The sequence below is a fragment of the Pseudomonas alcaligenes genome (genome assembly GCF_014490745.1).
In the GTDB taxonomy this organism is placed as follows: domain Bacteria; phylum Pseudomonadota; class Gammaproteobacteria; order Pseudomonadales; family Pseudomonadaceae; genus Aquipseudomonas; species Aquipseudomonas alcaligenes_C.
The window spans coordinates 713,794-739,341 of sequence record NZ_LZEU01000001.1; the positions used below are offsets into that span (position 1 = coordinate 713,794).

At 66.8% G+C, this 25,548-nt stretch carries 26 protein-coding genes and 1 pseudogene; 9 read left to right on the forward strand and 18 right to left on the reverse strand.

Features of this window, described 5'->3' with window-relative positions; genetic code table 11:
• Nucleotides 1–46 precede the first annotated feature (46 nt).
• From mltB to lipB, 5 genes are all read left to right on the forward strand, one after another.
• On the forward strand, nt 47–994 hold the full coding sequence (gene mltB / locus A9179_RS03160; RefSeq protein WP_187808481.1) for a lytic murein transglycosylase B: 948 nt from the start codon (nt 47–49) through the stop codon (nt 992–994).
• A complete protein-coding gene (locus A9179_RS03165) occupies nt 991–1,998 on the forward strand; it encodes a septal ring lytic transglycosylase RlpA family protein (protein ID WP_187804411.1) in 1,008 nt (335 codons plus the stop codon). The genes mltB and A9179_RS03165 overlap by 4 nt, the downstream gene beginning before the upstream one ends.
• A 101-nt stretch (nt 1,999–2,099) precedes the next feature.
• The gene (locus tag A9179_RS03170) at nt 2,100–3,275 is read left to right on the forward strand and encodes a D-alanyl-D-alanine carboxypeptidase family protein (RefSeq protein ID WP_187804412.1); all 1,176 of its coding nucleotides are present in this window, start codon (nt 2,100–2,102) and stop codon (nt 3,273–3,275) included.
• Nucleotides 3,276–3,369: 94 nt separating this feature from the next.
• On the forward strand, nt 3,370–3,648 hold the full coding sequence (locus A9179_RS03175; protein ID WP_187804413.1) for a DUF493 domain-containing protein: 279 nt from the start codon (nt 3,370–3,372) through the stop codon (nt 3,646–3,648).
• Complete coding sequence (gene lipB / locus A9179_RS03180) at nt 3,648–4,265, forward strand: lipoyl(octanoyl) transferase LipB (protein ID WP_187804414.1); 618 nt, start codon at nt 3,648–3,650, stop codon at nt 4,263–4,265. Before A9179_RS03175 ends, lipB begins: the two co-directional genes overlap by 1 nt.
• Nucleotides 4,266–4,338: 73 nt before the next feature.
• Here the strand turns inward: lipB and lipA are convergent, their stop codons facing one another.
• The 3 genes and pseudogenes from lipA to A9179_RS23145 form a co-directional block, all read right to left on the reverse strand.
• On the reverse strand, nt 4,339–5,391 hold the full coding sequence (gene lipA / locus A9179_RS03185; RefSeq protein ID WP_187804415.1) for a lipoyl synthase: 1,053 nt from the start codon (nt 5,389–5,391) through the stop codon (nt 4,339–4,341).
• 126 nt (nt 5,392–5,517) lie between these two features.
• Nucleotides 5,518–6,078, reverse strand: a complete 561-nt coding sequence (locus A9179_RS23140; protein WP_394354749.1) for a methyl-accepting chemotaxis protein — start codon at nt 6,076–6,078, stop codon at nt 5,518–5,520.
• Nucleotides 6,058–6,873, reverse strand: a pseudogene (locus A9179_RS23145) (PAS domain-containing protein); the annotation flags it as partial. The gene A9179_RS23140 and the pseudogene A9179_RS23145, both read right to left, overlap by 21 nt.
• Nucleotides 6,874–7,017: 144 nt before the next feature.
• On the opposite strand from A9179_RS23145, the gene A9179_RS03195 reads away from it, so the two are divergent.
• Nucleotides 7,018–7,899, forward strand: a complete 882-nt coding sequence (locus tag A9179_RS03195; RefSeq protein WP_187804417.1) for a DNA-3-methyladenine glycosylase family protein — start codon at nt 7,018–7,020, stop codon at nt 7,897–7,899.
• A gap of 99 nt (nt 7,900–7,998) precedes the next feature.
• Here the strand turns inward: A9179_RS03195 and A9179_RS03200 are convergent, their stop codons facing one another.
• The 5 genes from A9179_RS03200 to leuS form a co-directional block, all read right to left on the reverse strand.
• Complete coding sequence (locus A9179_RS03200) at nt 7,999–9,291, reverse strand: lytic murein transglycosylase (RefSeq protein ID WP_187804418.1); 1,293 nt, start codon at nt 9,289–9,291, stop codon at nt 7,999–8,001.
• 55 nt (nt 9,292–9,346) lie between these two features.
• The gene (gene arfA, locus A9179_RS03205) at nt 9,347–9,505 is read right to left on the reverse strand and encodes an alternative ribosome rescue factor ArfA (RefSeq protein WP_187804419.1); all 159 of its coding nucleotides are present in this window, start codon (nt 9,503–9,505) and stop codon (nt 9,347–9,349) included.
• 78 nt (nt 9,506–9,583) lie between these two features.
• Nucleotides 9,584–10,618 (reverse strand): DNA polymerase III subunit delta, encoded by a 1,035-nt coding sequence (holA, locus tag A9179_RS03210; protein ID WP_187804420.1) that lies wholly within the window; start codon nt 10,616–10,618, stop codon nt 9,584–9,586.
• Between the two features lie 55 nt (nt 10,619–10,673).
• Nucleotides 10,674–11,285 (reverse strand): LPS-assembly lipoprotein LptE, encoded by a 612-nt coding sequence (locus A9179_RS03215; RefSeq protein WP_187804421.1) that lies wholly within the window; start codon nt 11,283–11,285, stop codon nt 10,674–10,676.
• Between the two features lie 72 nt (nt 11,286–11,357).
• Complete coding sequence (leuS, locus tag A9179_RS03220) at nt 11,358–13,970, reverse strand: leucine--tRNA ligase (RefSeq protein ID WP_187804422.1); 2,613 nt, start codon at nt 13,968–13,970, stop codon at nt 11,358–11,360.
• A gap of 191 nt (nt 13,971–14,161) precedes the next feature.
• Here leuS and A9179_RS03225 point away from each other — a divergent pair, with 191 nt between their 5' ends.
• A complete protein-coding gene (locus A9179_RS03225) occupies nt 14,162–14,608 on the forward strand; it encodes a hypothetical protein (RefSeq protein WP_187804423.1) in 447 nt (148 codons plus the stop codon).
• A gap of 42 nt (nt 14,609–14,650) precedes the next feature.
• Nucleotides 14,651–15,412 carry a YdcF family protein gene (locus tag A9179_RS03230; RefSeq protein ID WP_187804424.1) on the forward strand — a complete coding sequence of 254 codons (762 nt, stop codon included), beginning with the start codon at nt 14,651–14,653 and terminating at the stop codon, nt 15,410–15,412.
• A gap of 72 nt (nt 15,413–15,484) precedes the next feature.
• On the opposite strand, the gene lnt is transcribed toward A9179_RS03230, so the two are convergent.
• From lnt to miaB, 5 genes are all read right to left on the reverse strand, one after another.
• The gene (gene lnt, locus A9179_RS03235) at nt 15,485–17,023 is read right to left on the reverse strand and encodes an apolipoprotein N-acyltransferase (protein WP_187804425.1); all 1,539 of its coding nucleotides are present in this window, start codon (nt 17,021–17,023) and stop codon (nt 15,485–15,487) included.
• Nucleotides 17,024–17,221: 198 nt separating this feature from the next.
• Nucleotides 17,222–18,058: an HlyC/CorC family transporter gene (locus A9179_RS03240; protein WP_187804426.1), complete on the reverse strand. Its 837-nt coding sequence runs from the start codon at nt 18,056–18,058 to the stop codon at nt 17,222–17,224.
• Between the two features lie 19 nt (nt 18,059–18,077).
• Nucleotides 18,078–18,533 carry an rRNA maturation RNase YbeY gene (gene ybeY, locus A9179_RS03245; RefSeq protein ID WP_187804427.1) on the reverse strand — a complete coding sequence of 152 codons (456 nt, stop codon included), beginning with the start codon at nt 18,531–18,533 and terminating at the stop codon, nt 18,078–18,080.
• Nucleotides 18,526–19,515, reverse strand: a complete 990-nt coding sequence (locus A9179_RS03250; RefSeq protein ID WP_187804428.1) for a PhoH family protein — start codon at nt 19,513–19,515, stop codon at nt 18,526–18,528. Before A9179_RS03250 ends, ybeY begins: the two co-directional genes overlap by 8 nt.
• 105 nt (nt 19,516–19,620) lie before the next feature.
• Nucleotides 19,621–20,955, reverse strand: coding sequence for a tRNA (N6-isopentenyl adenosine(37)-C2)-methylthiotransferase MiaB (gene miaB / locus A9179_RS03255; RefSeq protein WP_187808482.1), 1,335 nt, complete (start codon nt 20,953–20,955; stop codon nt 19,621–19,623).
• Nucleotides 20,956–21,089: 134 nt separating this feature from the next.
• Between miaB and A9179_RS03260 the strand changes: the two genes are divergently transcribed.
• The gene (locus A9179_RS03260) at nt 21,090–21,413 is read left to right on the forward strand and encodes a DUF1820 family protein (protein WP_187804429.1); all 324 of its coding nucleotides are present in this window, start codon (nt 21,090–21,092) and stop codon (nt 21,411–21,413) included.
• Nucleotides 21,414–21,472: 59 nt separating this feature from the next.
• Here A9179_RS03260 and A9179_RS03265 read toward each other — a convergent pair whose 3' ends face one another.
• The 5 genes from A9179_RS03265 to A9179_RS03285 form a co-directional block, all read right to left on the reverse strand.
• A complete protein-coding gene (locus A9179_RS03265) occupies nt 21,473–22,069 on the reverse strand; it encodes a tetratricopeptide repeat protein (RefSeq protein WP_187804430.1) in 597 nt (198 codons plus the stop codon).
• A 91-nt stretch (nt 22,070–22,160) separates the two neighbouring features.
• Entirely contained in the window at nt 22,161–22,793 is a 633-nt protein-coding gene (locus tag A9179_RS03270) for a DUF6962 family protein (protein WP_187804431.1), read from the reverse strand.
• On the reverse strand, nt 22,793–24,076 hold the full coding sequence (gene hemL / locus A9179_RS03275) for a glutamate-1-semialdehyde 2,1-aminomutase (RefSeq protein WP_187804432.1): 1,284 nt from the start codon (nt 24,074–24,076) through the stop codon (nt 22,793–22,795). Before hemL ends, A9179_RS03270 begins: the two co-directional genes overlap by 1 nt.
• A gap of 17 nt (nt 24,077–24,093) precedes the next feature.
• A complete protein-coding gene (thiE, locus tag A9179_RS03280; protein ID WP_187804433.1) occupies nt 24,094–24,726 on the reverse strand; it encodes a thiamine phosphate synthase in 633 nt (210 codons plus the stop codon).
• A 10-nt stretch (nt 24,727–24,736) separates the two neighbouring features.
• Nucleotides 24,737–25,534 carry a hydroxymethylpyrimidine/phosphomethylpyrimidine kinase gene (locus tag A9179_RS03285; protein WP_187804434.1) on the reverse strand — a complete coding sequence of 266 codons (798 nt, stop codon included), beginning with the start codon at nt 25,532–25,534 and terminating at the stop codon, nt 24,737–24,739.
• Nucleotides 25,535–25,548: the final 14 nt, after the last annotated feature.

Sequence of the window (25,548 nt, forward strand, 5' to 3'; positions counted from 1 at the left end):
ATTGCGCCGCTGGGTTCGCAGCGTGCTCTGGGTGGGGCTGGCAGGCATGCTGGGACAGAGCGCTATGGCCGGGGATTATGAAGGTTCGCCGCAGGTGGCAACCTTCGTCGCCGAGATGACCCGCGACTATGGTTTCGCCGGCGAGCAGCTGACCACGCTGTTCAATCAGGTGGAGCGCAAACAGGCGATTCTCGATGCCATCTCGCGCCCGGCCGAGAAGGTCAAGCCGTGGAAGGACTACCGGCCGATCTTCATCACCGAGGCGCGCATCAGCAAGGGCGTGAGCTTCTGGAGCCAGAATGCCGAGGCCCTGGCTCGGGCCGAGAAGGAATACGGTGTGCCGGCCCAGGTGATCGTCGCGATCATCGGCGTGGAAACCTTCTACGGCGGCAATACCGGCAGCTGGCGCGTGCTCGATTCGCTGTCGACCCTGTGCTTCGATTACCCGCCGCGGGCCGAGTTCTTCTGCCAGCAGCTCAAGGAGTTCCTCATCCTGTCGCGCGAGCAGCAGGTCGACCCGCTCAGCCTCAAGGGCTCCTACGCCGGGGCCATGGGCCTGCCGCAGTTCATGCCGAGCAGCTTCCGTGCCTACGCGGTGGACTTCGACGGCGACGGCCACATCGATATCTGGAACAACCCGGTGGACGCCATCGGCAGCGTCGCCAGCTACTTCAAGCGCCATGGCTGGACGATGGGCGCGCCGGTGGTCAGCCGCGCCCAGGTCAAGGGCGAGCAGGTCGACAGCGGCCTCACCGTTGGCCTCGACCCGGTGCTGACTGTCGGCCAGCTGCGCGCCCTGGGCTGGATCAGTGGCGATGTGCTGCGTGACGATGTACCGGTGACTGCCTTCCGCTTCGACGGTGCCGACGGTGACGAGTACTGGATGGGCCTGCCCAACTTCTTCGTCATCACCCGCTATAACCGCAGCGCCATGTACGCCATGGCGGTGCACCAGCTGTCCGGCGAGCTGCTCGCCAAGCGAGGCCTGCAATGAAGCTGAGCCTGTCGCGAGTGGCTGTGGTCGCCGTCGGCCTGGCCCTGGTGAGCTGTTCCAGCCAGCGCGCGCCGCAGCCGGTGGCGCCGGGTTCGCAGCCGATTTCCGGGCCGAGCGATTTCAACCGTCCGCATCGCGACGGCGCGCCCTGGTGGGACGTCGACGTGTCACGCATCCCCGACGCCGTGCCGATGCCGCACTACGGTGCCTACAAGGCCAACCCCTACACGGTGCTGGGCAAGACCTACTACCCGCTCAACGATGCCCGCCGCTACAGCGCGCTGGGCACCGCTTCCTGGTACGGCACCAAGTTCCACGGCCAGGCCACCGCCAATGGCGAGGCCTATGACCTGTACGGCATGACCGCCGCGCACAAGACCCTGCCGCTGCCCAGCTACGTGCGGGTGACCAACCTGGAGAATGGCAAGAGCGTGATCGTGCGGGTCAACGACCGTGGCCCGTTCTACTCGGATCGCATCATCGATCTGTCCTTCGCCGCGGCGAAGAAGCTCGGCTATGCCGAAGTTGGCACCGCGCGGGTCAAGGTCGAGGGTATCGACCCCCACGAGTGGTGGGCCCAGCAGGGCCGTCCGGTGCCGATGGTGCTGGCGCAGCCGAAGATGGCCAGCACGCCGGTGGCCCAGCCGGCCAGCACCACCCTGGCTTCGGCACAGCCGGTCGAGCAGTACACCCCGCCGGTCGAACAGCACGCCGCGGCCGTGGTGCCGGTGCAGATCGACGCAAAAAAAAACGATTCAGTCGGAGCGTCTGGCCTGTATCTCCAGGTGGCCGCCTTCGCCAATCCGGACGCTGCGGAGCTTCTCAAGGAGAAGCTGAGCCAGACCGTGGCTGCCCCGGCCTTTATCAGCTCGGTGGTGCGCAACCAGCAGATCCTGCACCGCGTGCGCCTGGGGCCGATCGGAACGCCGGGTGAAGCGCAGCAGCTACAGGACAGCGTGCGCCTGGCCAACCTCGGTCAGCCGACCCTGGTGCGCCCCGACTGAGGCTTGATTCGTGTACCGGCCGGGTATTCCGGGACGGTGCTGAAGGCCGTCGCACTGCGGTGCGGCGGCATAACTGTTGAACCGACCTTTCAGAGAGACGGATGAATATCTCCCGCTTTGCCCAACGCCTATCCCTGTTCGCCCTGCTGTTCACTGCGCCGCTCACCTGGGCTGCCGAGCAGGTGATTCCGTCCGCCCCGCAACTGGCCGCCAAGTCCTACGTGCTGCTGGACGCCGCCAGCGGCAAGGTGCTGGTGGAAAACAACAGCGACCAGCGCCTGCCACCGGCCAGCCTGACCAAGCTGATGACCGCCTACATCGCTACCCTGGAAATCCGCAAGGGCAAGATCGGCGAGCAGGATCTGGTGACCGTCAGCGAGCACGCCTGGCGCACCGGCGGTGCCGCTTCCGGCGGCTCCACCATGTTCCTGCCGCTGAACAGCCAGGTGAAGGTCGATGACCTGCTGCACGGCATCATCATCCAGTCCGGCAACGACGCCAGCATCGCCCTGGCCGAGTACATCGCCGGCAGCGAAGACGCCTTCGCCGACATGATGAACGAGACCGCCGAGAAGCTCGGCATGAAAAACTCGCACTTCATGAACGCCACCGGCCTGCCGGATCCGGAGCACTACTCCAGCGCCCATGACATGGCGATCCTGGCCCGCGCCATCATCAACGAAGACGCCGATCACTACGCGATCTACTCGCAGAAAGAGTTCTACTGGAACAACATCAAGCAGGGTAACCGCAACCTGCTGCTGTGGCGCGACAAGACCGTCGACGGCCTGAAGACCGGCCACACCGCCGAGGCCGGCTTCTGCCTGGTGGCTTCCGCCGTGCGCGAAGGCGCGCGGATGATCACCGCCGTGTTCGGTACCGCCAATGAGCAGGCCCGTGCCGCCGAGACCCAGAAGCTGCTGACCTACGGCTTCCGCTTCTTCGAGAGCCAGACCTTCTACAAAAAAGGTGAAGAGCTGGCCCAGGCTGGCGTGTGGAAAGGTGTCGCGCGTCAGGTCAAGGCCGGCCTGGCCGAGGATCTGACCATGACCCTGCCCAAGGGCCAGGTCAAACAGCTGAAGGCCAGCATGGTGCTGGAGCCGCAGTTGGTCGCGCCGATCCAGCAGGGTCAGGTGATCGGCAAGGTCGAGGTCAAACTGGGCGAGGAGCTGGTGCACAGCGCCGACCTGGTGGCCCTCGAGGCTGTCGACGAAGGTGGCTTCTTCCGCCGCCTGTGGGATAGCATCCGCCTGTTCTTCTACGGACTGTTCAACTAATACCAAGGACGCCCCTAACCGGGGCGTTCTGCTTTTCAGAACCTGCTCGCCAGTGCGCCGGCAGGTTCCAGGGCCATAAGCCCGCGGAGTAGCCATGACCGATACCGACGTACAAGCCCCGAAAATCGAATTCCCCTGCGAGCGCTATCCGATCAAGGTGATCGGCGAGGCAGGCGATGGTTTCGCCGACCTAGTGGTCGAAGTGATCCAGCGCCACGCCCCCGGCCTCGACGCCACCAGCCTGGTGGTACGCGACAGCCGCAACGGCCGCTTCCTCTCGGTGCAGGTGCTGATCACCGCCACCGGCGTCGAGCAGCTGCAGGCCATTCACCTCGACCTGAAGGCCACTGGCCGCGTGCACATGGTGCTCTAGTGGCAGAGCTCGTCGTGCGTTACCTGGGGCTGGTGGAGTATCTGCCGACCCTGGAAGCCATGCGCAGCTTCACCGCCGAGCGTGATGAGCAGACCCCAGACGAAATCTGGCTGCTGCAGCATCCGCAGGTGTTCACCCAGGGCCAGGCCGGCAAGCCCGAGCACCTGCTGGCGCCTGGCGATATCCCGGTGGTGCAGGTCGAGCGCGGTGGCCAGGTTACCTATCATGGCCCCGGCCAACTGGTGGCCTACCTGATGCTCAATCTGCGTCGGCAGAAGCTGGGGGTGCGCGAGCTGGTCACTGCCATGGAGCGGGCGCTGGTCGATGTGCTGGCCGGCTATGGTGTCGAGGCGGCGCCCAAGGCCGACGCCCCGGGCGTCTACGTCAAGGGCGACAAGATCGCCTCGCTGGGCCTGCGGGTGCGCAATGGCTGCTCGTTCCACGGCCTGGCATTGAATGTCGACATGGACATGGCGCCGTTCCGCCGCATCAACCCGTGCGGTTATGCCGGCCTGAAGATGATCCAGCTCAAGGATCTGCTCGCCACGCCGCCCGCGTTCGACGAGGTGGCGCAGCGCCTGGAGCGCGCCCTGCGCGAGCGTTTGGGTTACCTCTGAAGGTTGAGATAGACGCCAAGCAAAAGGCCCTGGGGCGGATGCCACAGGGCCTTTTTTGTATCTGGACTGCGGGTCAGTTCAGGTTGAGCGTCGGAATCAGGCTGCCGTCCTGCTGCTGGCCGGGTACCGGAGCCGGGGCGGCCAGGCCCAGGTTGTTCTTCTCGAACACCCGGTCGGCGCGGTAGCTGGAGCGTACCAGCGGGCCGGCGGCGACTTCCATGAAGCCCTTTTCCAGGCCGATGTCGCGCAAGCGGTTGAATTCCTCGGGGCTGACCCAGCGCTGCACCTTCAGGTGGTTGCGGGTCGGTTGCAGGTACTGGCCGAGGGTGAGGATGTCGACGCCGATGGCGCGCAGGTCATCCATGGTCTGCAGGATTTCCTCGTCGGTCTCGCCCAGGCCCAGCATCAGGCTGGTCTTGGTGATGACCGTGGGGCGATGGCGCTTGGCGTGCTCCAGCACCTTGAGGGTCTTCTCGTAGCCGGCGCGCGGGTCGCGCACCACGTGGGTCAGGCGCTTGACCGTCTCGACGTTCTGGGCGAACACCTCCAGGCCGGAGTCCACCACGCGGGCGATAGCCTCATGGTCGCCATCGAAGTCCGGGGTCAGGGCTTCCACCACCACCTGCGGCGTATTGGCCTTGATCGCCTGCACGCAGGCAGCGTAGTGAGCGGCGCCGCCGTCGGGCAGATCGTCGCGATCCACCGAGGTCAGGACGATGTAGCGCAGGCCCATCAGCTCCACCGACTTGGCGGTATTCTGCGGCTCTTCCAGATCCAGCCAGCCGTTCGGGTTGCCGGTGTCGACCGCGCAGAAGCGGCAGGCGCGGGTGCAGACCGACCCCATCAGCATGATGGTGGCGGTGCCGTTGGACCAGCACTCGCCCATGTTCGGGCAGTGGGATTCCTGGCAGACGGTGCTCAGGCGATGTTCGCTGACGTTGCGTTTGACCGCCTCGAAGCGGCTGCCGCTTGGCGCCTTGACCCGCAACCAGCTCGGCTTGGGTTCGACGGTCTGCGGCTCGGCCGAAGCGCGGCGCTTCTGGCCATCCTTGATCGCAGTGATTCCCTGGGAGTTGCGGAATTTTTCGCCGCTGGATACGGGCTTGGGCGAGGCGGTATCGGACATCGAAGTCTCGGCTCCGGTAGGGGCTTCGGTAGGAGGGCTTTTGGCCAGGGCCCAGTCTACCATAGATGGCTGCCGGCACCGTCCGCGGCGCCCAGTGGCGGCATTGCCAGGCGCCTGCCGGCGGCGTCAGTTCTTCAGCTGGTTGGCGAACTGGCCGATGGCCTGAACCACCTGCTGGGCGCCGTCCTGAATCTCGACTATCACCGCGCCAGCCTCGTTGGCCAGGTTCAGGCCCTGTTCGGCCTGCTGGCTGCTGCTGGCCATGCTGGCCACGGCGCCCTGGGCCAGGCTCTGGTTCTTCTGTACTACCTCGACTATTTCCTCGGTGGCCTGGCTGGTGCGCCCGGCCAGCTGGCGTACCTCGTCGGCCACCACGGCGAAGCCACGACCCTGCTCGCCGGCGCGGGCGGCTTCGATGGCGGCGTTGAGGGCCAGCAGGTTGGTCTGGTCGGCGATGCCACGGATGGTCTGCATGATGCTGCTGATCAGTTGCGACTGCTTGTCCAGGGCCTCGATGCCATCGCTGGCTTCCTGCAGCTGGCGGGCGATGCGTTGCATCACGCTGACGGTCTGGCTGACCACGGCAGCGCCCTTGTTGGCGCTGTCGTCGGTCTGCCGGGAGATGCTGTAGGCGATGTTTGCCGCTTCGGCCACGGCCTGTTCCTGGTTGACCTGGTCAGTGATCACGGTGGCGAACTTGACCACCTTGTACAGGCGTTCGTGATGGTCGCGTACCGGGTTGTAGGAGGCTTCCAGCCAGACTTCGCGGCCATGGCTGTCGACCCGCTTGAAGCGTCCGGCGACGAATTCGCCGCGATTGAGGCGGGCCCAGAAGTCGCGGTATTCCTGCGAGGCGGATTCCTCGGCCGAGCAGAACATGCGGTGGTGTTTGCCCTTGATCTGTTCCAGGCGGTAACCCATGCCATCGAGGAAGCGCTGGTTGGCGGTGAGTACCTCGCCGGCCAGATTGAATTCGATGACCGCCGTGGAGCGCAGTAGGGCGCCGATCAGCCCCTCGTGTTCCTTGGAGGTGCTGATGGTGCGGGTCAGGTCGGTGGCGCACAGGGTGAAGTAGGCCAGTTGGTTGCGGCTGTTCATGACTGGCTGCCAGATGGCGCGTAACCAGGCTTCCTCGCCGTCGCCCCGCAGCAGGCGATAGGCGCCGCACAGGTGTTCGTAGCTGCGCAGGGCCTGCTGCAGCTTGCGGTAGTTGTCTTCGCGGCGGAAGGACTCGGGAATCAGGCTGTCCAGCGGGCGTCCCAGCAGGGCTTCGCGCTGATAGAGCATGGTGTTAATAAAGTCGTCGTTGGCATAGCGGATCCGACCTTCGGGGTCTATTTCCAGCACCAGCATTTCGCTGTAGATCGAGTCCTTGATCTGGCGCATGCTGGCCAGCTCATTGCGTAGCTGCTGCAGCTCTTCCTTCAGTTTGCTGTTGAACATCGCGAGGGCACCTTGTGGATTGGGGGCCTGGCACTCCATGGCTGCTTTTCGGCAGCGCGTCCTTGCGTGCCTGAGGCGCTGTGCGACCGCGTCTGCGGGCTCAGTGGTCTAGCCAGTGTAGTCCGGCGGCCGAGTTGCCTGGCGGCGGACAGCGTTGCCACTTATGTAGGGTGAAAGTACGGAATGAGCCTTCTCGAATGTGACTTGCCGTTGCCTGCCGACTACCGAGTGGCCGACCTGCTGAGTTTCCACCGCCGCGATGCCCAGGCTGTGGCCGAGCGGGTCACGGACGACGGCCTGGACAAGGGCATTCTCTGGGACGGGCAGCCGGCCTGCCTGGGGCTGCGCTTCGCCGCCGGGCGGGTACGCGTGACGCTGCAGCTCGATGGCGCCGTAGCGGGCGATAGCCAGGCGCTGCAGGGGCTGGCCGAGCGCATGCTGGGGCTGACCCAGCCGGTGCCGGCCTTCGAGGCGGCCCATGCCGATCATCCCTTGCTGGGGGCGCTGATCGCCGCCAACCGAGGTTTGCGCGTGCCGCAGTCGGCCACGCCGTTCGAGGCGCTGACCTGGGCCATCAGTGGCCAGCAGATCAGCCTGCCGGTGGCGATTGCCTTGCGCCGCCAGTTGATCCGCCTGAGCGGGCGGCAGCACTCCAGCGGCTTGCTGTGTTATCCGGATGCGCCAGCGGTGGCGGCGCTGGACGCGGACACCCTGGGCCAGGCCGGCTTCTCCCGGGCCAAGAGCCAGACCTTGCTGCTGCTCGCCCGCGAGGTGGTCGAGGGGCGTCTGCCGCTCGATCAGTGGCTGGCTGACGAGCCGGCCGAGGCGATCGGTGAGCGCCTGCTGGCATTGAAGGGCATCGGCCCGTGGACGGCGGATTACGCCCTGTTGCGCGGTTTTGCCCGCCTCGATGGCTCGCTGCACGGCGATGCTGCGGTGCGCCGGCAGCTGCAGCGCCTGCTGGGTGCGGCAGACAAGCTCGACCAGCCGTTCGTGCGCGACTGGCTGGCCGCGTTCGCGCCCTGGCGCGCACTGGTCGCCGCCCATCTCTGGGCTATGGCCTAGCACGCAGGCTCGCGAGCTAGAGCCGGGCTAGGCGCGCGGAGTTGGCGAGCCCCCGAGGCTGCCTTCCAGCAATGCCCGGCCGACGCGCAGCAGCCTTGCTCAGCGCAGTTGCTGCAGCAGCTTCTCGGTGGGGTAGCCGTCGGCCGGCCAGCCCAGGCTCTGCTGAAAGGCGCGGATGGCGCGGCGGGTGTTGGCGCCAATGATGCTGTCCGCCGCCCCCGGGTCGAAGCCGCGGGCGGCCAGGCCTTCCTGCAGGGCGATGCGCTCGCTGCGACTGAGCGGGCGCTCGTCACGCGGCCAGTCGCCCTGTACCAGGCCGCCACCGCCGAAACGCTCGCCGAGCAGGCCGACGGCCAGGGCGTAGGACGAGGAGTTGTTGTACTTGAGGATTGCGCGGAAGTTGGCGAACACCAGGAAGGCCGGGCCGCGGTGGCCGGCCGGCAGCAGCAGGTAGGCGCTGTCGTTCGGGTCGACCTGTTGTGGCGTGCCCTTCACGCCCAGCGCGTACCACTGGGCATAGGTCTTGCGCACCTCGGTATCGGCCAGGGCATAGTCGAAGCCACTGGGCAGGGCCACCTGCATGCCCCAAGGCTGGCCCTTGCGCCAGCCGGAGGCCTGCAGGTAGTGGGCGGCCGAGGCCAGGGCATCGGCGCTGGAGCTCCAGATATCGCGGCGACCGTCGCCGTCGAAGTCCACTGCGTGGGTCAGGTAGGTGGTGGGGATGAACTGGGTCTGGCCCATGGCCCCGGCCCAGGAGCCGCGCAGGCCGCTCGGGCTGGTGTCGCCGCTCTGCAGGATCTGCAGGGCGGCCAGCAGCTGCTCCTCGGCGAACTGCGGGCGACGCCCTTCATAGGCCAGGGTGGCCAGCGAGCCGATCACCGACTTGTCACCCATGAACTGGCCGAAGCTGCTCTCCATGCCCCAGATCGCCACCAGGGTCTCGCGGTCGACGCCGTAGCGCTGCTCGATGGCGCTGAGGGTGGCGGCGTGCTCGGCGAGCAGAGCCTGGCCTTTGCGCACACGCACTGGCGAGGTGGCGCCTTCCAGGTATTCCCACACCGGGCGGGTGAATTCGGGTTGGCTGCGGTCGGCATCGACCACTGCCTGATCCGGGGCGATGCCAGCGAAGGCACGGTCGAACAGGTCGGCCTGGATGCCGGCGCGCAGGGCCTTGCGGCGGAAGGCGTCGCGCCAGTCGGTGAAGCTGCGGTAACTCGCTGCCGGGCTGACGGCTACCTCGACCTGGCGCGGTGCACTGGGCGTGGTCGCCGGCGCGGGACTGGCCAGCGGGGCATCGGTAGCGGGTGTCGGGGTTTCGGCGCAGGCGCAGAGCAGCAGGGCGCTGGCAGTGAACAGGCAGCCCAGGCGGGCCTTGGCGGCAGGGTGGAACATCGGGGCAGTCTCGGTCTTGCCAAACAGACCGCGACCTTAGCATGGCAAGCCGTTTTCAGGCGCCCATAAAGCAAGAAGCCTCCCAGTTTTGCTGGGAGGCTTCGCGGCGGTAGCTGCCTTTGCCTTTCTTCGGCTGTTCCTGGCGGCAGCGGAACAGCGGTTGGGCGACTAGGGATTTGGCCTGGTTCGGCCGCTTGGGGGCTTTTCTGCTCATCAGAGTTGTCCTCGCCGGGCCCGCGACAGTGCGGGCGGCGCGGACTATGCGCCGCTGTACGAATATTGTCCAGTGGCGCTATTCGCTCAGCGTCAGGCGCTGCCCGGCCATCAGCAGGGCCAGGCGCGCCAGGCTGCTCCAGGCATCGCCCGGAGCCTGGCCCTTGACCTGCGCGTCGATGCGCTGGGCATCCAGCAGCAGCTGGTTCCAGCGCGCCGCGCTGTGGCGCTGCAGGGCCTTGCTGACCAGCGGTTTGCGCTTGTCCCAGACCGGCGGGCGGGCAGAGGCGAAGGCCTTGTCCTGTGGCACGCCCTGGGCAATCTGCTGGGCGATGGCGGCCAGCTGGCGCAGCTCGCGGGCCAGCATGACCAGGATGAACAGCACCTCGACCCCTTCACCGCGCAGGCCTTCGAGCATGCGCAGGGCATGCGCGGCGTCGCCGCCGAGCACCGCGTCGATCAGGCCGAACACGTCGTAGCGCGCGCTGTCGGCCACTGCCGCCTGCACGGTGGCAGCGTCGATCTGGTTGTCTTCGGCCAGCAGCTTGAGCTTCTCGATTTCCTGGGCGGCAGCCAGCAGGTTGCCTTCCACCCGGTCGGCGATCAGTTCCACCGCTTCCTGGCTGGCATTCAGGCCGGCCTGGGCCAGGCGCTGACGAACCCACTGCGGCAGCTGGGCGGCGTCCACCGGCCAGATCTGCAGGAACTGGCTGTGCGGGCCGTCGATCAGGGCCTTGGCCCACTTGGTCTTCTGCGTGGCGCCGTCGAGCTTGGGCACGCTGATCAGCAGCAGGGTGTCTTCCGGCGGCCGCTCGAGGTATTCGAGGATCGCCGCAGTGCCCTTGTCGCCAGGCTTGCCGTTGGCGATGCGCAGTTCGATGACACGCTTCTCGGCGAACAGCGACAGGCTGGCACCAGCCTCGTAGAGCAGGCCCCAGTCGAAGTTGGCTTCGGCGTGGAACACCTCGCGCTCGCTGAAACCCTGGGCACGGGTGGCGGCGCGGATGGCGTCGGCGGCTTCCTGGCACAGCAGCGGTTCGTCGCCGCTGATCACGTAGACCGGGGCGAGGCTGCCTTGCAGGTGTTTGCCGAGTTGCGCGGGGTTGAGTTTCATCGCGGGTCGAACTTCGTCACTTGCGAAAAGGGCCGGTTTCCCGGCCCTTGTCTGCTTACTGGCTGATCGGCAGCTGGATCGGCGACTGCAGCGGCGCCGATTCCTGTTCGGCGCGGCGGGCCGCGGCTGCAGCTTCGGCTTCGGCCTGGGCGCGGGCGTCGGCTTCCTGTTGCAGCTGTTCCAGGCGGGCCGGGGTGATCAGCTGCAGGCGCATGGCCAGTTGCTGTACCAGTTCGCGGCGCATTTCCTGGCGCAGCTGGACGGACTCCTGGTCGGAGGCGATCAGGTTGTTCTCATCGTGCACGTAGGTGCTCAGCACTTCCAGCTGGTCGGTGTACAGCAGGGCGTTCTTGGCACCGCGGATCTCGTAAGTCAGGCGGGTGCTCAGCTCGTTCTCGGCGTTGCGCGCGGTGCTGGTGTAGCTGGCGGTGCGTTGCGTTTCCTCTTCCTTGGCCAGGTACAGCTTGTACGGGGCGCCGCTGTGGACGTTGACGCCGCTGTTCTCCAGCAGCTGCTGCAGCTGCTTGGCGGTTTGGCCGTAGGCGTTGCGTGCCTGCAGGTCGATTTCCTTGATAGCGAATTCGTTGCTGCCGGTGCCGCGCAGCTGGAAGCCGCAGGCGCCGAGCAGCAGGCTCAGGCCGATTACCACCAGATTCCGTTTCATCATTCTCTTCTATCCCCTTGGAGAGTCACGGCGCCATGCGGCATGGCGCCGAGCTTAATCAGTTGGCGACCGATTTCAATTGGCAACGATGTTGACCAGCTTGCCCGGTACCACGATGACCTTGCGAATGGTCACGCCTTCGGTGAAGCGCAGCACGTTCTCGTTGGCGCGGGCGGCGGCTTCGACTTCCTCGCGGGAGGCCGAGGCCGGCACGTCGATCTGGCCACGCAGCTTGCCGTTGACCTGGATTACTAGGGTCAGGTTGTCCTGTACCAGGGCGGATTCGTCGACCTGCGGCCACTGTGCGTCGATGATCGCGCCGGCCTTGCCCAGCTGCTGCCACAGCTCGTGGCAGATGTGCGGGGTGATCGGCGCCAGCAGCAGGGCCACGGTCTGCAGGCCTTCCTGCAGCAGGGCGCGATCCTGGGCGCTGGCGGTCGCGGCTTTTTCCAGCACGTTCATCAGGGTCATCACCTGGGCGATGGCGGTGTTGAACTTGTGGTGCTGGCCGACATCGTTGCTGGCCTGCTTGATGGCCAGGTGAATGGCGCGGCGCACGGCCTTCTGCTCGTCGGACAGGTTGGCGACATCCAGCGCGCCCGGCAGGCCGGCGCTGACATGGCTGTGGGCCAGGCGCCAGACGCGACGCAGGAAGCGGTTGGCGCCTTCGATGCCGGCGTCCGACCACTCGCAGCTCATGTCGGGCGGCGAGGCGAACATCATGAACAGGCGGCAGGTATCGGCGCCGTAGGCGTCGATCATCGACTGCGGGTCGACGCCGTTGTTCTTCGACTTGGACATCTTCTCGGTGCCGCCGATTTCCACCGGCAGGCCGTCGGACTTCAGCTTGGCGCCGATGACCTTGGCCTTGGCGTCACGCTCGACTTCCACGTCGGCCGGGTTGAACCAGTCTTTGCCGCCGTTATCCAGGGTGCGGTAGTAGGTCTCGGCGACCACCATGCCCTGGGTCAGCAGGTTCTTGAACGGCTCGTTGGAGGTCACCAGGCCTTCGTCGCGCATCAGCTTGTGGAAGAAGCGCGCGTAGAGCAGGTGCAGGATCGCGTGTTCGATGCCGCCGATGTACTGGTCGACCGGCAGCCAGTGGTTGGCGGCGGCTGGATCGACCATGCCCTGGGTGTAGTTCGGCGAGGCGTAGCGCGCGTAGTACCAGGACGACTCGACGAAGGTGTCCATGGTGTCGGTTTCACGCTTGGCCGCGCTGCCGCATTTCGGGCAGGTGCACTCGTAGAACGAGGGCATCTTGGCCAGCGGCGAGCCGGCGCCGTCCGGCACCACGTCTTCCGGCAGCACTACCGGCAGCTGGTCGTCCGGCACCGGCACGTCGCCACAGCTGGCGCAGTGGATGATCGGGATCGGGCAGCCCCAGTAACGCTGGCGGCTGATGCCCCAGTCGCGCAGGCGGAACTGGGTCTTGCGCGCGCCGTGGGCGCTGGCTTCCAGGTCGGCGACTATGGCGTCGAAGGCAGTGGTGAAATCCTTGCCGTCGTACTTGCCGGAATTGATGGTGGCCAGGCCTTCCTTGTCGCCATACCAGGCTTGCCAGGTGGCAGCGTCGTAGGCCTTGTCGGCGGCGGCGTAGACCTGCTTGATCGGCAGGCTGTACTTGTTGGCGAACTCGAAGTCGCGCTCGTCATGGGCCGGAACGGCCATCACCGCGCCTTCGCCATAGCCCCACAGGACGTAGTTGGCAACGAATACCGGCAGCTTGTCGCCGGTCAGCGGGTGGATGACGAACTGGCCGGTGGCCACGCCCTTCTTCTCCATGGTGGCCATATCGGCCTCGGCCACGGAGCCGGCCTTGCATTCGGCGATAAAGGCGGCGATGGCCGGATTGCTCTCGGCGGCGCGCTGCGACAGCGGATGCTCGGCGGCCACGGCCACGTAGGTGGCGCCCATCAGGGTGTCGGGGCGGGTCGAGTAGACTTTCAGCTGGCCGTCGATGCCGATGCTGGCGACGTCGTAGTCGAACACGATATCGGCGCCGAAGCTCTTGCCGATCCAGTTGCGCTGCATGGTCTTGACCTGTTCCGGCCAGCCGGTCAGCTCGTCCAGGCTACTCAGCAGTTCATCCGCGTAGGCGGTGATCTTGAAGTAGTACATGGGGATTTCGCGTTTCTCGATCAGCGCGCCGGAGCGCCAGCCGCGGCCGTCGATGACCTGCTCGTTGGCCAGTACGGTCTGATCCACCGGATCCCAGTTGACGGTACCGTTCTTGCGGTAGATCACGCCCTTCTCGAACAGCTTGGTGAACAGCCACTGCTCCCAGCGGTAGTAGTCGGGCTTGCAGGTGGTGACTTCGCGCGTCCAGTCCACCGCCAGACCCAGCGATTTCAGCTGGGACTTCATGTAGGCGATGTTCTCGTAGGTCCACTTGGCCGGCGCCACCTGGTTCTTCATCGCGGCGTTTTCCGCCGGCATGCCGAAGGCGTCCCAGCCCATCGGCTGCAGCACGTTCTTGCCCTGCATGCGCTGGTAGCGGGCGATCACGTCACCGATGGTGTAGTTGCGCACGTGCCCCATGTGCAGCTTGCCGCTCGGGTAGGGGAACATCGACAGGCAGTAGAAGGTTTCCTTGCCGGGCTGCTCGCCCACAACAAAGGAGTTCTGCGCGTCCCAGTGGGACTGTGCGGCGGCTTCGATTTCGCGGGGCTGATACTGTTCGTGCATGGGCTTCGGCGCTGGGAAAGAGGGCTTGCGATAAACGCCGTAGCATACATGACCCCCCCGGATTCAGGGAAACCCTGATTATCGCGGGAGGCGCGGCGGGCCGCCGTTTGTCGCAGCGCGCGGCCGCCGGTGGGGTGGGCGCTAAGCTTCGCTGTAAGGGTGCGCGTTTCTGCGCCCGACAGAGGTGATGGATGGCTGAGTTACGGCGTGCGGAGGAGGGGGGCGGGCTTTACGAGCGTCTGCTGCAGCGCCTTGCTCTGGCCCTCGACGAGGCGGACACGGCGACCCGCCTGCAGGCCACGCCGCCCGTCGAACTGGAGTTGCGTGGGCTGACGCCGGCCGAGCTGGAGCTGATCAAGGCTTACCTGGATCGCGACTTGCACTGGCTGCGTGGCTGGCATGCGGCCGCCGAGGAGCTGGCGCTGATCGAGCAGCAGGATGCGCCGCTGAGCAAGCCGGTGCGTCAGGGCTTCAAGGTGACTCCCAGGAATAGCGGGCGGCGGGCGCCGCTCAAGCGCCGCCAGCAGCTGTGCTGCGCCCTGTGCGGCGGGGTGGCGCAGTGGCAACCCGGCGAAGGTGTGCTGCCGTGCACGGCCTGCGGCTCCAAGCTGTTCCGCGCCGGCCCGCCCAGCGCCTAGGGCCGCTCGTCTGGTAGTCTGCCCGGGCACTGGGAGGTGCCCATGGAGCTGCGTTTCATCCTCAAGCAACTGCTGCTACCGCCTGGCGGCTTGTTCCTACTGATTGTCCTGGCCTGGCTGGCGCGCGTACGGCGCCCGCAGCTTGCCTCCGTGTGCCTGCTGCTGGGCCTGGGTGGCCTGTGGCTGATGAGCCTGCCGGTGGTGGTCGAGCAGGCGGCGCGCTGGCTGGAGCGCGACCCGGCGCTGGCCGAGGCGCAGTGGCCGGAACTGGCCCGGCGCGCCGATGCCATCGTAGTGCTCGGTTCGGGGCGCGAGGAGTCGGATCTGGCCTGGGGTGGCGATCAGCCGAGTGTCACCGCCATCGAGCGCCTGCGCTATGCGGCGCGCCTGCAGCGGGCCTCGGGCCTGCCGCTGCTGATCAGCGGCGGCCTGCACTATGGCCAGCCGCCCAGCGAGGCGGCGTTGATGGCCGAGGTGCTGCAGCGCGATTTCGGCGTGGCCACCCACTGGCGCGAGGAGCGCAGCCGCACCACCTGGGAGAATGCCGTGTTCAGCGCCGAGCTGCTGCGTGCCCAGGGTGTGCAGCGGGTGCTGCTGGTGACCCAGGCCGGGCATATGCCGCGGGCGCGCTGGTGCTTCGAGCGCCAGGGCTTGCAAGTGGTGGCCGCCCCGCTGGGCTTTCTCGGCGTGGCCAACGAGCGGCCGCTGGGGGGGTGGCTGCCGGAAGGCAAGGCGCTGTGGCAGAGCACGCGCCTGCTCAACGAGGCGCTCGGCCTGCTGCTCTATCCGCTGCTGTATCGCTGAGGGGCGGTTTTACCGCTGGTATTGCGGCGTTTGCATGGGGGCGCATGGCGCCCCCTGCGGTATGGTGTGGCGTCAGGCGGTCTGCATGCGCGCCGCGCTGGAGGTACCGCGCCGGCGTGCCCACAGGGCCCAGCCCAGCAGGGCCAGGCACAGGCCTGCCAGCGGCCAGGCACGCCAGCGCAGGTAGGGTGTCAGGCCCTCTACCGGCTGCACCTGGCCATACAGCACGGCCTGCTGGAACTGCGGAATCTGCGTGCTGATGCGGCCCTGGGGGTCGATCAGCGCGGTGACGCCGTTGTTGGTGGCGCGGATCATCCAGCGCCCGGCTTCGAGGGCGCGCATCTGTGCCATCTGCAGGTGCTGCAGCGGGCCGATGGAGGTGCCGAACCAGGTGTCGTTGCTCACCGTCAGCAGCAGGTCGCTCTGCGCGGCCAGGCCAGCGGCGAATTCCGGATAGACCACCTCGTAGCAGATGAACGGCGCAATGTTCAGGCCGTGGGCCTGCAGCGGGCCCTGGTCGGAGGGGCCGCGGGCGAAGTCGGACATCGGCAGGTCGAAGAAGGCGATCAGCCCGCGCAGTACTTCCTGCAGCGGCACGTATTCGCCGAAGGGCACCAGCTTCTGCTTGAGATAGGTGCCGCCGCTGCCAGCCACGGTAATGCCGTTGTAGTAGCGCTTCTCGCCGCGCTCGTTGAGCTGGCGCACCGGCACGCCGGTGATCAGAGTGGACTGGCGCTCGGCGGCGACGTGGCTCATGAACTGCAGGTAGCCCTCGGCGTGTTCCTTGAGTACCGGCACGGCCGTTTCCGGCCAGACGATCAGGTCGGCCGGCTGGCTGTTCAGGGTCATGTCGCGGTACAGCGCCAGCTGGGCGCTGAGCTGCTCGGGATCCCACTTCATGTTCTGTGCGACGTTGCCCTGCATGGCGGCGACCTTGAGCGGTGCGCCCTTGGCCTGGGTCCAGGCATGGCCGCCAAGAGCCAGGCCGATGGCCCAGGGCGCCAGCAGCAGAAGCAGGCCGGCGGCCAGCTGCGGCTTGTGCCGGCGCAGGCGCGGCAGGTTGACCAGCAGGGCGGCGGTCAGCGCCAGGCTGAGGGAAAGCAGCCACATGCCGCCGACCGGAGCCAGCCCGGCCAGCGGGCCGTGCAGCTGGCTGTAGCCGGCGTAGAGCCAGGGGAAGCCGGTGAGGAACCAGCCGCGGAAAGCTTCCTGGGCCAACCACAGGGCGGCGAAGGCCGCAGCGTCGGCCAGTGGCGCATCGTTGCGGCGCAGCCAGCGCACCCACAGCCAGGCGGGCAGGGCGAAGAACAGCGCCACGCCGGCGCTGAAGCCGAAGGTGAGGAAGGCTGCCAGCGGCATTGAGGCGGCGCCGTAGTCGTGGATGCTGACGTAGATCCAGCTGGTGCCGGCAAGGAACAGCCCGAGGCCGTAGCACCAGCCACGCAGCAGGGCCTGGCGTGGGTTCAGCTCGCGCAGGCCGAGATAGAAGAGGGCGATGGCGACCAGAGCCAGCGGCCAGATATCGAAGGGAGCCAGGGCCAGGGTGGTGCAGGCGCCGCCGGCGAGAGCCAGCAGGTTGCCCGGCCAGCCGGGTTGGGTGATCCAGCGCATCGTGCGTCCTTGATCGGGGAATCAGGCGGGCAAGGGTACTGGAAGCTGGAGAGGCTAGAAAGTCGGCAGGATAGCTCCCTCTCCCTTTGGGAGAGGGCTGAGGCGGCCCGCGTAGGGTGAGGGGGTGTCAGCGGCTCGGAGTGGCTTGCAGGCCCCTCACCCCTGGCCCCTCTCCCGAGGGGAGAGGGGGAGCCGGGTTTAGCGTTCCAGTGGGGTGAGGCGCAGCAGGTGCACCCGCCGGCTGTCGGCGTTGAGCACGCGGAAGCGGTATTCGCCGATCTCGGTCACTTCGTTGCGCTTGGGCAGGTGGCCGAAGGCGTTCATCACCAGGCCGCCGACGGTGTCGAACTCGTCGTCGGGGTACTCGGTGTCGAAGGTCTCGTTGAAGTTGTCGATCGGCGTCAGCGCCTTGACCAGGAAGTCGCCGGACGGCAGCGGCTTGATGTAGCTGTCTTCCTCGACGTCGTGCTCGTCCTCGATGTCGCCGACGATCTGCTCGAGCACGTCCTCGATGGTCACCAGGCCGGCCACGCCGCCGTATTCGTCGATGACCACGGCCATGTGGTTGTGGTTGGCGCGGAATTCGCGCAGCAGCACGTTGAGGCGCTTGGACTCCGGCACGAAGGTGGCCGGGCGCAGCAGCTGCTTGATGTCGAACGGCTTGTCGCCATTGAGGATGAGCGGCAGCAGATCCTTGGCCAGGAGGATACCGATCACTTCGTCGATGCTTTCACCGATCACCGGGTAGCGCGAGTGGGCCGAATCGATGATCGCCGGGAGGAATTCCTGCGGGCTGTGCGCGGCCTTGATGCTGACCATCTGCGAACGCGGCACCATGATGTCGCGCACCTGCAGGTCGGCGACCTGGATGGCGCCCTCGACAATGGTCAGCGCTTCGCTGTCGAGCAGCTTGTTCTGGTGCGCATCGCGCAGGACTTCCAGCAGTTCCTGGCGGTTTCTCGGCTCATGAGCAAAAGCCTGGGTCAGCTTGTTCAGCCAGGACTTCTGCTCGTTGCTCGATCGGTCTTCGCTCATGGTGTGTCTCGGTGCCTTCCTATTCTTCGGCGTAGGGGTCGGGATGACCCAGTTCGGCCAGCAATTCCCGTTCCAGGGATTCCATTTCTTCGGCCTCCTCGTCTTCGAGGTGGTCGTAGCCAAGCAGGTGCAGGCAGCCATGGATGACCAGGTGTGCCCAGTGCGCCTCACGGCTCTTGCCCTGCTCGGCCGCCTCGCGCTCGACCACCGGCACGCAGATCACCAGGTCGCCGAGCAGTGGGATGTCGAGGAATTCCTCTGGCACGTCGGCCGGGAAGGACAGCACGTTGGTGGCGTAGTCCTTGTGCCGCCAGGTGTGGTTCAGCTCGCGGCCTTCGGCTTCGTCGACCAGGCGGATGGTCAGCTCGGAGTCGGCCGTGCGCTGGCGCAGGGCCAGCTCGCACCAGGCACGCAGCTGCGCTTCGCTGGGAAGATCAGTGGCGCTGGAGGCGTTCTGCAGGTCGAGTTCAAGCATCGCCGGGAGCCTTGTCCTGGCGCCCTTCGAAGCGCTCGTAGGCCTCGACGATGCGCTGCACCAGGGGGTGGCGCACCACGTCCTTGGGCTTAAAGTGGGTGAAGCTGATGCCCGGTACGTCCTTCAGCACTTCCATCACATGGCTCAGGCCGGACTTGGTGCCGCGCGGCAGGTCGACCTGGGTGATGTCGCCGGTGATCACGGCCGTCGAGCCGAAACCGATACGGGTGAGGAACATCTTCATCTGCTCGAGGGTGGTGTTCTGACTCTCGTCGAGAATGATGAAGCTGTTGTTAAGCGTGCGGCCGCGCATGTAGGCCAGCGGGGCGATCTCTATCACCTGCTTCTCGATCAGCTTGGCCACGGTCTCGAAACCAAGCATCTCGTACAGCGCGTCATACAGCGGGCGCAGGTAAGGGTCGATCTTCTGCGCCAGGTCGCCGGGCAGGAAGCCGAGCTTCTCGCCAGCTTCGACCGCCGGGCGTACCAGCAGGATGCGTCGTACCTGCTCGCGCTCCAGTGCGTCCACCGCGCAGGCTACGGCCAGGTAGGTCTTGCCGGTACCGGCCGGGCCGATGCCGAAGTTGATGTCGTTGTCGAGGATCGACTTGACGTAGCGCTGCTGGTTGGCACCGCGTGGCTTGATCACGCCCTTGCGCGTACGCAGGGTGACGCTGGCCTCGCCGCGCGGGTTGTTGTTGAGTTCCTCGATGCCGGATTCCTGCAGGAACAGGTGCACCATGTCCGGCGACAGCTCGGTGCTCTTGGTCTCGCGGTACAGGCGACGCAGGAGGTTTTCTGCGGAATGGGTGTGCTGGGGCGCACCGACCAGTTCGAACTGGTTGCCGCGGTTGCGGATCTCGATGGCCAGGCGTTGTTCGATCAGGCGCAGGTGCTCGTCGAATTGCCCGCAGAGGTTGGCGAAGCGGCGTGCTTCGAAGGGTTCGAGGATAAAACGATGCGGTTCTATGGGTGCGTTCAATGTGGTGTGGTGGCCGCCAGTCGGCTGGGGTGATGAGCGAAGGATAACCCCGCACGCCCGAGGGTGAAAGTTCGGGCGTGGGGATAGAGGGTAGCCATTGGTCTATCAGGCCGGTTCGAGCAGGCTGCCGCGCAGCGAGTGGGGCAGGGCGTCGTCGATGCGTACGTCGACGAACTGGCCGATCAGGCGCGGGTTGTCCGAGCGGAAGTTGACCACCCGGTTGGTCTCGGTGCGGCCTTGGAGCATGCCCGGATCCTTCTTCGAGTAGTCGCTGACCAGGATGCGCTGGACGGTGCCGACCATGCGGCGGCTGTTCTCGAAGCCCTGCTGGCTGATCTTGTGCTGCAGGCGCGCCAGGCGCTCGCGCTTGGTTTCCTGGGCGATGTCGTCGGGCAGGTCGGCGGCCGGGGTGCCGGGGCGCGCGCTGTAGACGAAGGAGTAGGAGAAGTCGAAGCCGACGTCCTCGATCAGCTTCATGGTCTGCTCGAAGTCCTTCTCGGTCTCGCCGGGGAAGCCGACGATGAAGTCCGAGCTGATCAGAATGTCCGGCACCGCTGCCTTGAGCTTGCGGATGCGCGACTTGTATTCCAGTGCAGTGTGGTTGCGCTTCATCGCCGCCAGCACCCGGTCGGAGCCGGATTGCACCGGCAGATGCAGGTGGCGTACCAGCTCGGGAATCTCGGCGTGGGCCTGGATCAGCGCATCGGAGAACTCCAGCGGGTGGCTGGTGGTGTAGCGGATGCGGTCGATGCCGTCGATGGCAGCCACTAGATAGAGCAGCTCGGCGAAGTCGGCGATATGCCCGTCGCGGGTGTCGCCGCGGTAGCCGTTGACGTTCTGTCCGAGCAGGGTGACTTCACGCACGCCGTGCTCGGCCAGGTGGATGATCTCGGCCAGCACGTCGTCCAGCGGGCGGCTGACTTCCTCGCCGCGGGTGTAGGGCACCACGCAGAAGGTGCAGTACTTGCTGCAGCCTTCCATCACCGAGACGAAGGCGCTGGGGCCGTCGACGCGCGGCTCGGGCAGGCGGTCGAACTTCTCGATCTCGGGGAAGCTGATGTCGACCTGGGCGGTCTTGGTCGAGCGCGCGGCGTCGATCATTTCCGGCAGGCGGTGCAGGGTCTGCGGGCCGAAGACTACGTCGACGTAGGGCGCGCGGTCGCGGATGGCGGCGCCTTCCTGGCTGGCCACGCAGCCGCCGACGCCGATCACCAGGTCGGGTTTTTCCTGCTTCAACTCGCGCCAGCGACCCAGCTGGGAGAACACCCGATCCTGGGCTTTTTCGCGGATCGAGCAGGTATTGAGGAGGATCACGTCGGCTTCTGCCGGGTTCTCCGTGACTTCCAGGGCCTGGTGTTCGCCCAGCAGATCGACCATGCGCGAGCTGTCGTACTCGTTCATCTGGCAACCGTGGGTTTCGATATAGAGCTTCTTGGCCATCTGTACTTCGTCGCGGGTGGGTTCGTCAGAACCGCGCATTATAGGGTGCAGGCGGCGCGCTTCCTAGGGTTGCCCGCCCATTGGCTATGCTATGATGCGCGCCCCCGAAATTCCCTCCTTCCTGTCTGGCATCCATGAGCAAGCGCGAACCCATCTACAAGGTGATTTTCCTCAACCAGGGCCAGGTGTACGAGATGTATGCCAAGCAGATCTATCAGAGCGATCTGTGGGGCTTCCTGGAAGTGGAGGAGTTCGTCTTCGGCGAGCGCACCCAGGTGGTGGTCGATCCCAGCGAGGAGAAGCTCAAGGCGCAGTTCGACGGCGTGGTGCGCAGCTTCGTGCCGATGCACTCCATCGTGCGCATCGACGAGGTCGAGCGCCTGGGCACGCCGAAGATCAGCGAGGCCAAGGGCGGCGGCAACGTGATGCCGTTCCCCATGCCGATGCCGGAGAAGTAAGCGGTCGGTTGGCCTGTTGGCGATCTTTTGCGCTGGAACCCTGAGGGCGTAAGCCGGTTTTACGGTGCGAAGGCCGGAGCTTGCGGGGTCATGCCCGGGCTCTGGATCGGATCCGGAGTGAGGCTGGGGCCGCTGCTGTCGATGTTCTGTAGTTCCAGCAGGTAGCTGCGGAAGATCTGCCCGAGCACCTGGCTGGCCAGTTCCAGCTCTTCCCGGCCCATGCGCACCTCGACCTGGTCGGCACTGTCCATGGCCTCGTCCGAGCCGTTCACCGCGGCCATCTTCAGTACGATGTAAGCCTGCACATTGTTGGCCGGCACACCTTCGCCATTGGCGAACATGGTGCCCAGGCGCAACTGGGCCTGGGCGTTGCCCTGCAGCGAGGCCTGCTCGAACCAGTGCAGGGCCTGGGGCAGGTCGCGCGCGGTGCGCTGGCCGTCGTAATAGAACTCGCCGAGCTCGTACTGGGCCGCTGGATCGCCCTGCTGGGCGGTCTGCTGGCAGGCGGCGAGAGCTTGCGGTAGGTCTTCCGGGGCGGTGTTCAGCGAGCAGCGGCCGCTGGTGGGGATCAGCAACGAGTTGCCGCCCGCTTGTGCCAGCAGGGGGGAAATGAGCAGCAGGCAGCCCAGAGACAGGGCGCGGCCGGTGCATTTCATGGGAATCACAGCGCCTCGCGAACCAGACGGGCTTCATGCCCGGCCGACGAAACGCGCCGGCCATCACATTATGTGATAAGCCGGGGCGTCCTTACAAAGTCTTTACCGGGATTTCTGTCGCAAGGGGCAGGCGCGCCAGGCTCAGCAGCTGCCAGGCCAGCAGCGGATAGGCCAGGGTCAGCAGGCCGTGGAACAGATCCACCCGCGGCAGCGGGCCGATGAAGCCGTCGCTGCCGACGGCCAGGCCGGCGATCAGGAACAGCGCCACCACGCCAGCGCCGAGCAGGCCCGGCTGGCGCCGTGGCCAGTGCGCCAGGCCGGCATGGAGGATCAGCAGCAGGCTGGCCAGGTTGACCCCCAGGCGATAACCCGAGTCCACGCCCAGCCAGCGGGCACCGATCAGTAGGGCTACCAGGCCCAGCACCAGGGCTGTCCAGGTCGGCCGTCCCCAGGCGTTGCCGCGACCGAGGCAGAGCGCGGCCAGGCCCAGCAGGGGCAGGCCGAGGGCACTGCTGAGCTGGCTGAGCGCGCGGTGTATCTCGACCCAGCCCGGCTCCAGCCCGTAGCGCACGACGCCGCACAGCGCCGCCGTGGCGGTCAGGCCGAAACCCAGCAGCAGGGCGCGCAGCAGCGGCTGGCCGGCGAAGTGCGGGCGCAGCCACAGCAGGCTGGCCAGGCAGGCCAGGGCCAGCAGGCCGTCGCTGAGCGCCGTGCTGTACTGCATCACTTGAGCTTGGCGAAGGCGCGTTCGGCGGCGGCGAAGGTGATTTCCAGCTCCTTGGCGCCATGGGCGATGGAGGTGAAGCCGGCCTCGAAAGCGCTCGGGGCCAGGTACACGCCGCCTTCCAGCATCAGGTGGAAGAACTGCTTGAAGCGCTCGGCATCGCTGGCCATCACGTCGTCGAAGGTGACGATGTCGTCGGCACCGCTGAAGTACAGGCCGAACATGGCGCCGGCCTGGGTGGTGACGAACGGGATGCCGGCGGCATCGGCGCGTTCCTGCAGGCCAGCCAGCATGCGGCTGGTGTAGTCGCTCAGTTCGGCGTGGAAGCCTGGGCGGCTGATCAGCTTGAGGGTGGTCAGGCCGGCGGCCATGGCCAGCGGGTTACCGGACAGGGTGCCGGCCTGGTAGACCGGGCCCAGCGGGGCGATGCAGCCCATGATCGCGCGCTTGCCGCCGAAGCAGCCGACCGGCATGCCGCCGCCGACGATCTTGCCGAAGGTCGACAGATCCGGAGTCACGCCGTAGTGCGCCTGGGCGCCGCCGAGGGCGACGCGGAAGCCGGTCATTACCTCGTCGAAGATCAGCACTACGCCATGTTTGTCGCACTGCTCGCGCAGGCCCTGAAGGAAGCCCGGCGCCGGCGGCACGCAGTTCATGTTGCCGGCCACCGGCTCGACGATGATGCAGGCGACGCTCGAGCCAACTTCGGCCAGGGTCTTCTCGACGGCGGCCAGGTCGTTGAACGGCAGGGTCAGGGTGTGTTTGGCGAAGTCTGCCGGCACCCCGGCCGAGCTCGGTACTCCCTGGGTCAGCAGGCCGGAGCCGGCTTTCACCAGCAGGCTGTCGGAATGCCCGTGGTAGCAGCCCTCGAACTTGATGATCGCGTCGCGGCCGGTGTAGCCGCGGGCCAGGCGGATGGCGCTCATGGTCGCCTCGGTGCCGGAACTGACCATGCGCACCATCTCCATGGACGGCACGATGCTGCACACCAGGTCGGCCATCTCGGTTTCCATGGCGGTCGGCGCGCCGTAGGACAGGCCGTGCTGCAGCTGGTTGCGCACCGCTTCGAGTACGTCCGGGTGGCCGTGGCCGAGGATCATCGGGCCCCAGGAGCCGACGTAGTCGACGTAGCGCTTGTCGTCTTCATCGGTGACGTAGGCGCCTTCGGCGTGCTTGAAGAACAGTGGGGTGCCGCCGACGCTCTTGAATGCGCGCACCGGCGAGTTGACGCCGCCGGGGATGTGTTTCTGCGCGTTGGCGAACAGGATTTCGGAACGGGACATGGCAGCTCTCTCTCGAATCAGGATGACGGGAACAGCACGCTGAAGGCGCGTGCGCGCCTCTCCACCTCTGCGGTGGAGGGGGCGGAAAACAGGGCGTGGACGACGGCCAGCAGGTCGGCGCCGGCGAGGATCAAGGGGCCGGCGTTGTCCAGGGTGATGCCGCCGATGGCCACCAGCGGCAGGTTGAAGTGCGCGCGGGCCTGGGCCAGCAGGTCGGCCGTGGCTGCCGGGGCGCCAGGTTTGGTCTGCGAGTTGAAGAAGCGGCCGAAGGCCAGGTAGCTGGCGCCTTCGCGATTGGCCACGGCGGCCAGCTCCAGCTGGGCATGGCAGGTGGCGCCGATGATCGCCTGGCGGCCGAGCAGGGCGCGGGCGGCGGCCAGCGAGCCGTCGCCCTGGCCCAGGTGCAGGCCGACGCCGAGGCGCGCGGCCAGTTCGGCATCGTCGTTGATGATCAGCTCGGCACCGTACTGGTTGCACAGCTCGCGCAGGGCCTCGGCCTCACGCAGGCGGCGGGCGCTGTCGTCCGACTTGTCGCGGTACTGCAGCAGGCGCACGCCGCCTTTCAGTGCCGCCTCCACGTAGGGCAGCAGGCGACCGCCGTCGAGCAGCTGGCTATCGGTGATGGCATAGAGGCCACGCAACTTCTTCACAGGCGACTCTTCATTGCGCGAAGTCCAGCGGCAGGCGGCGCGGCACGAACTGGCCGCGGCCCGGCTGCTCGGCGTCGCGCAGGGTGCGCCAGGTGTAATCCAGGGCCGAGCGCACGGCGCTGGCCAGGTTCTCGCCGAGGGCCAGGCGGCCGGCCAGGGTGCTGGCCAGGGTGCAGCCGGAACCGTGGTAGCTGCCGGGCAGGCGCTGGCAGGTGAAGGTGTGGCGGCTGCCATCGCGCGAGTACAGACGATTGTGTACTTCCGACTCGTCGCCGTGGCCGCCGGTGATCAGCAGGTGCTGGATCTTCGGCAGCAGCTTCTCGGCGCATTCGTCGGCTGTGCCGTTCGGCAGTTCGGCGAGGATGCGTGCTTCCGGCAGGTTCGGCGTGGCGATGGCGGCCACCGGCAGCAGGCGCTCGCGCATGGCGTAGCCGACATCGTCCTTGCCCAGCGAGCCGCCGCCGCCGGCGCGCAGCACCGGGTCGCAGACCAGCGGCACACCCGGCAGCAACTGCATGATCTCGACCACGGTGTCGACCATCTCGACCGAGCCGAGCATGCCCAGCTTGACCGCTGCTACCGGCAGGTCGGCAATGATGGCGTGGGCCTGGGCCAGCACCCATTCGCGGTCGAGCACGCGGAAGTCGCTGACATTGACCGTGTCCTGCACGGTCAGGGCGGTGACCGCCGGGGCGGCATGGCAACCCTGGGCGAGCAGGGCTTCGATGTCCGCCTGCAGGCCGGCACCACCAGATGGATCGTGGCCGGACAGGCAGAGGACGACGGGGCGGGAGTTGTGTCTGTTCATGGCCGGCGAGCTTA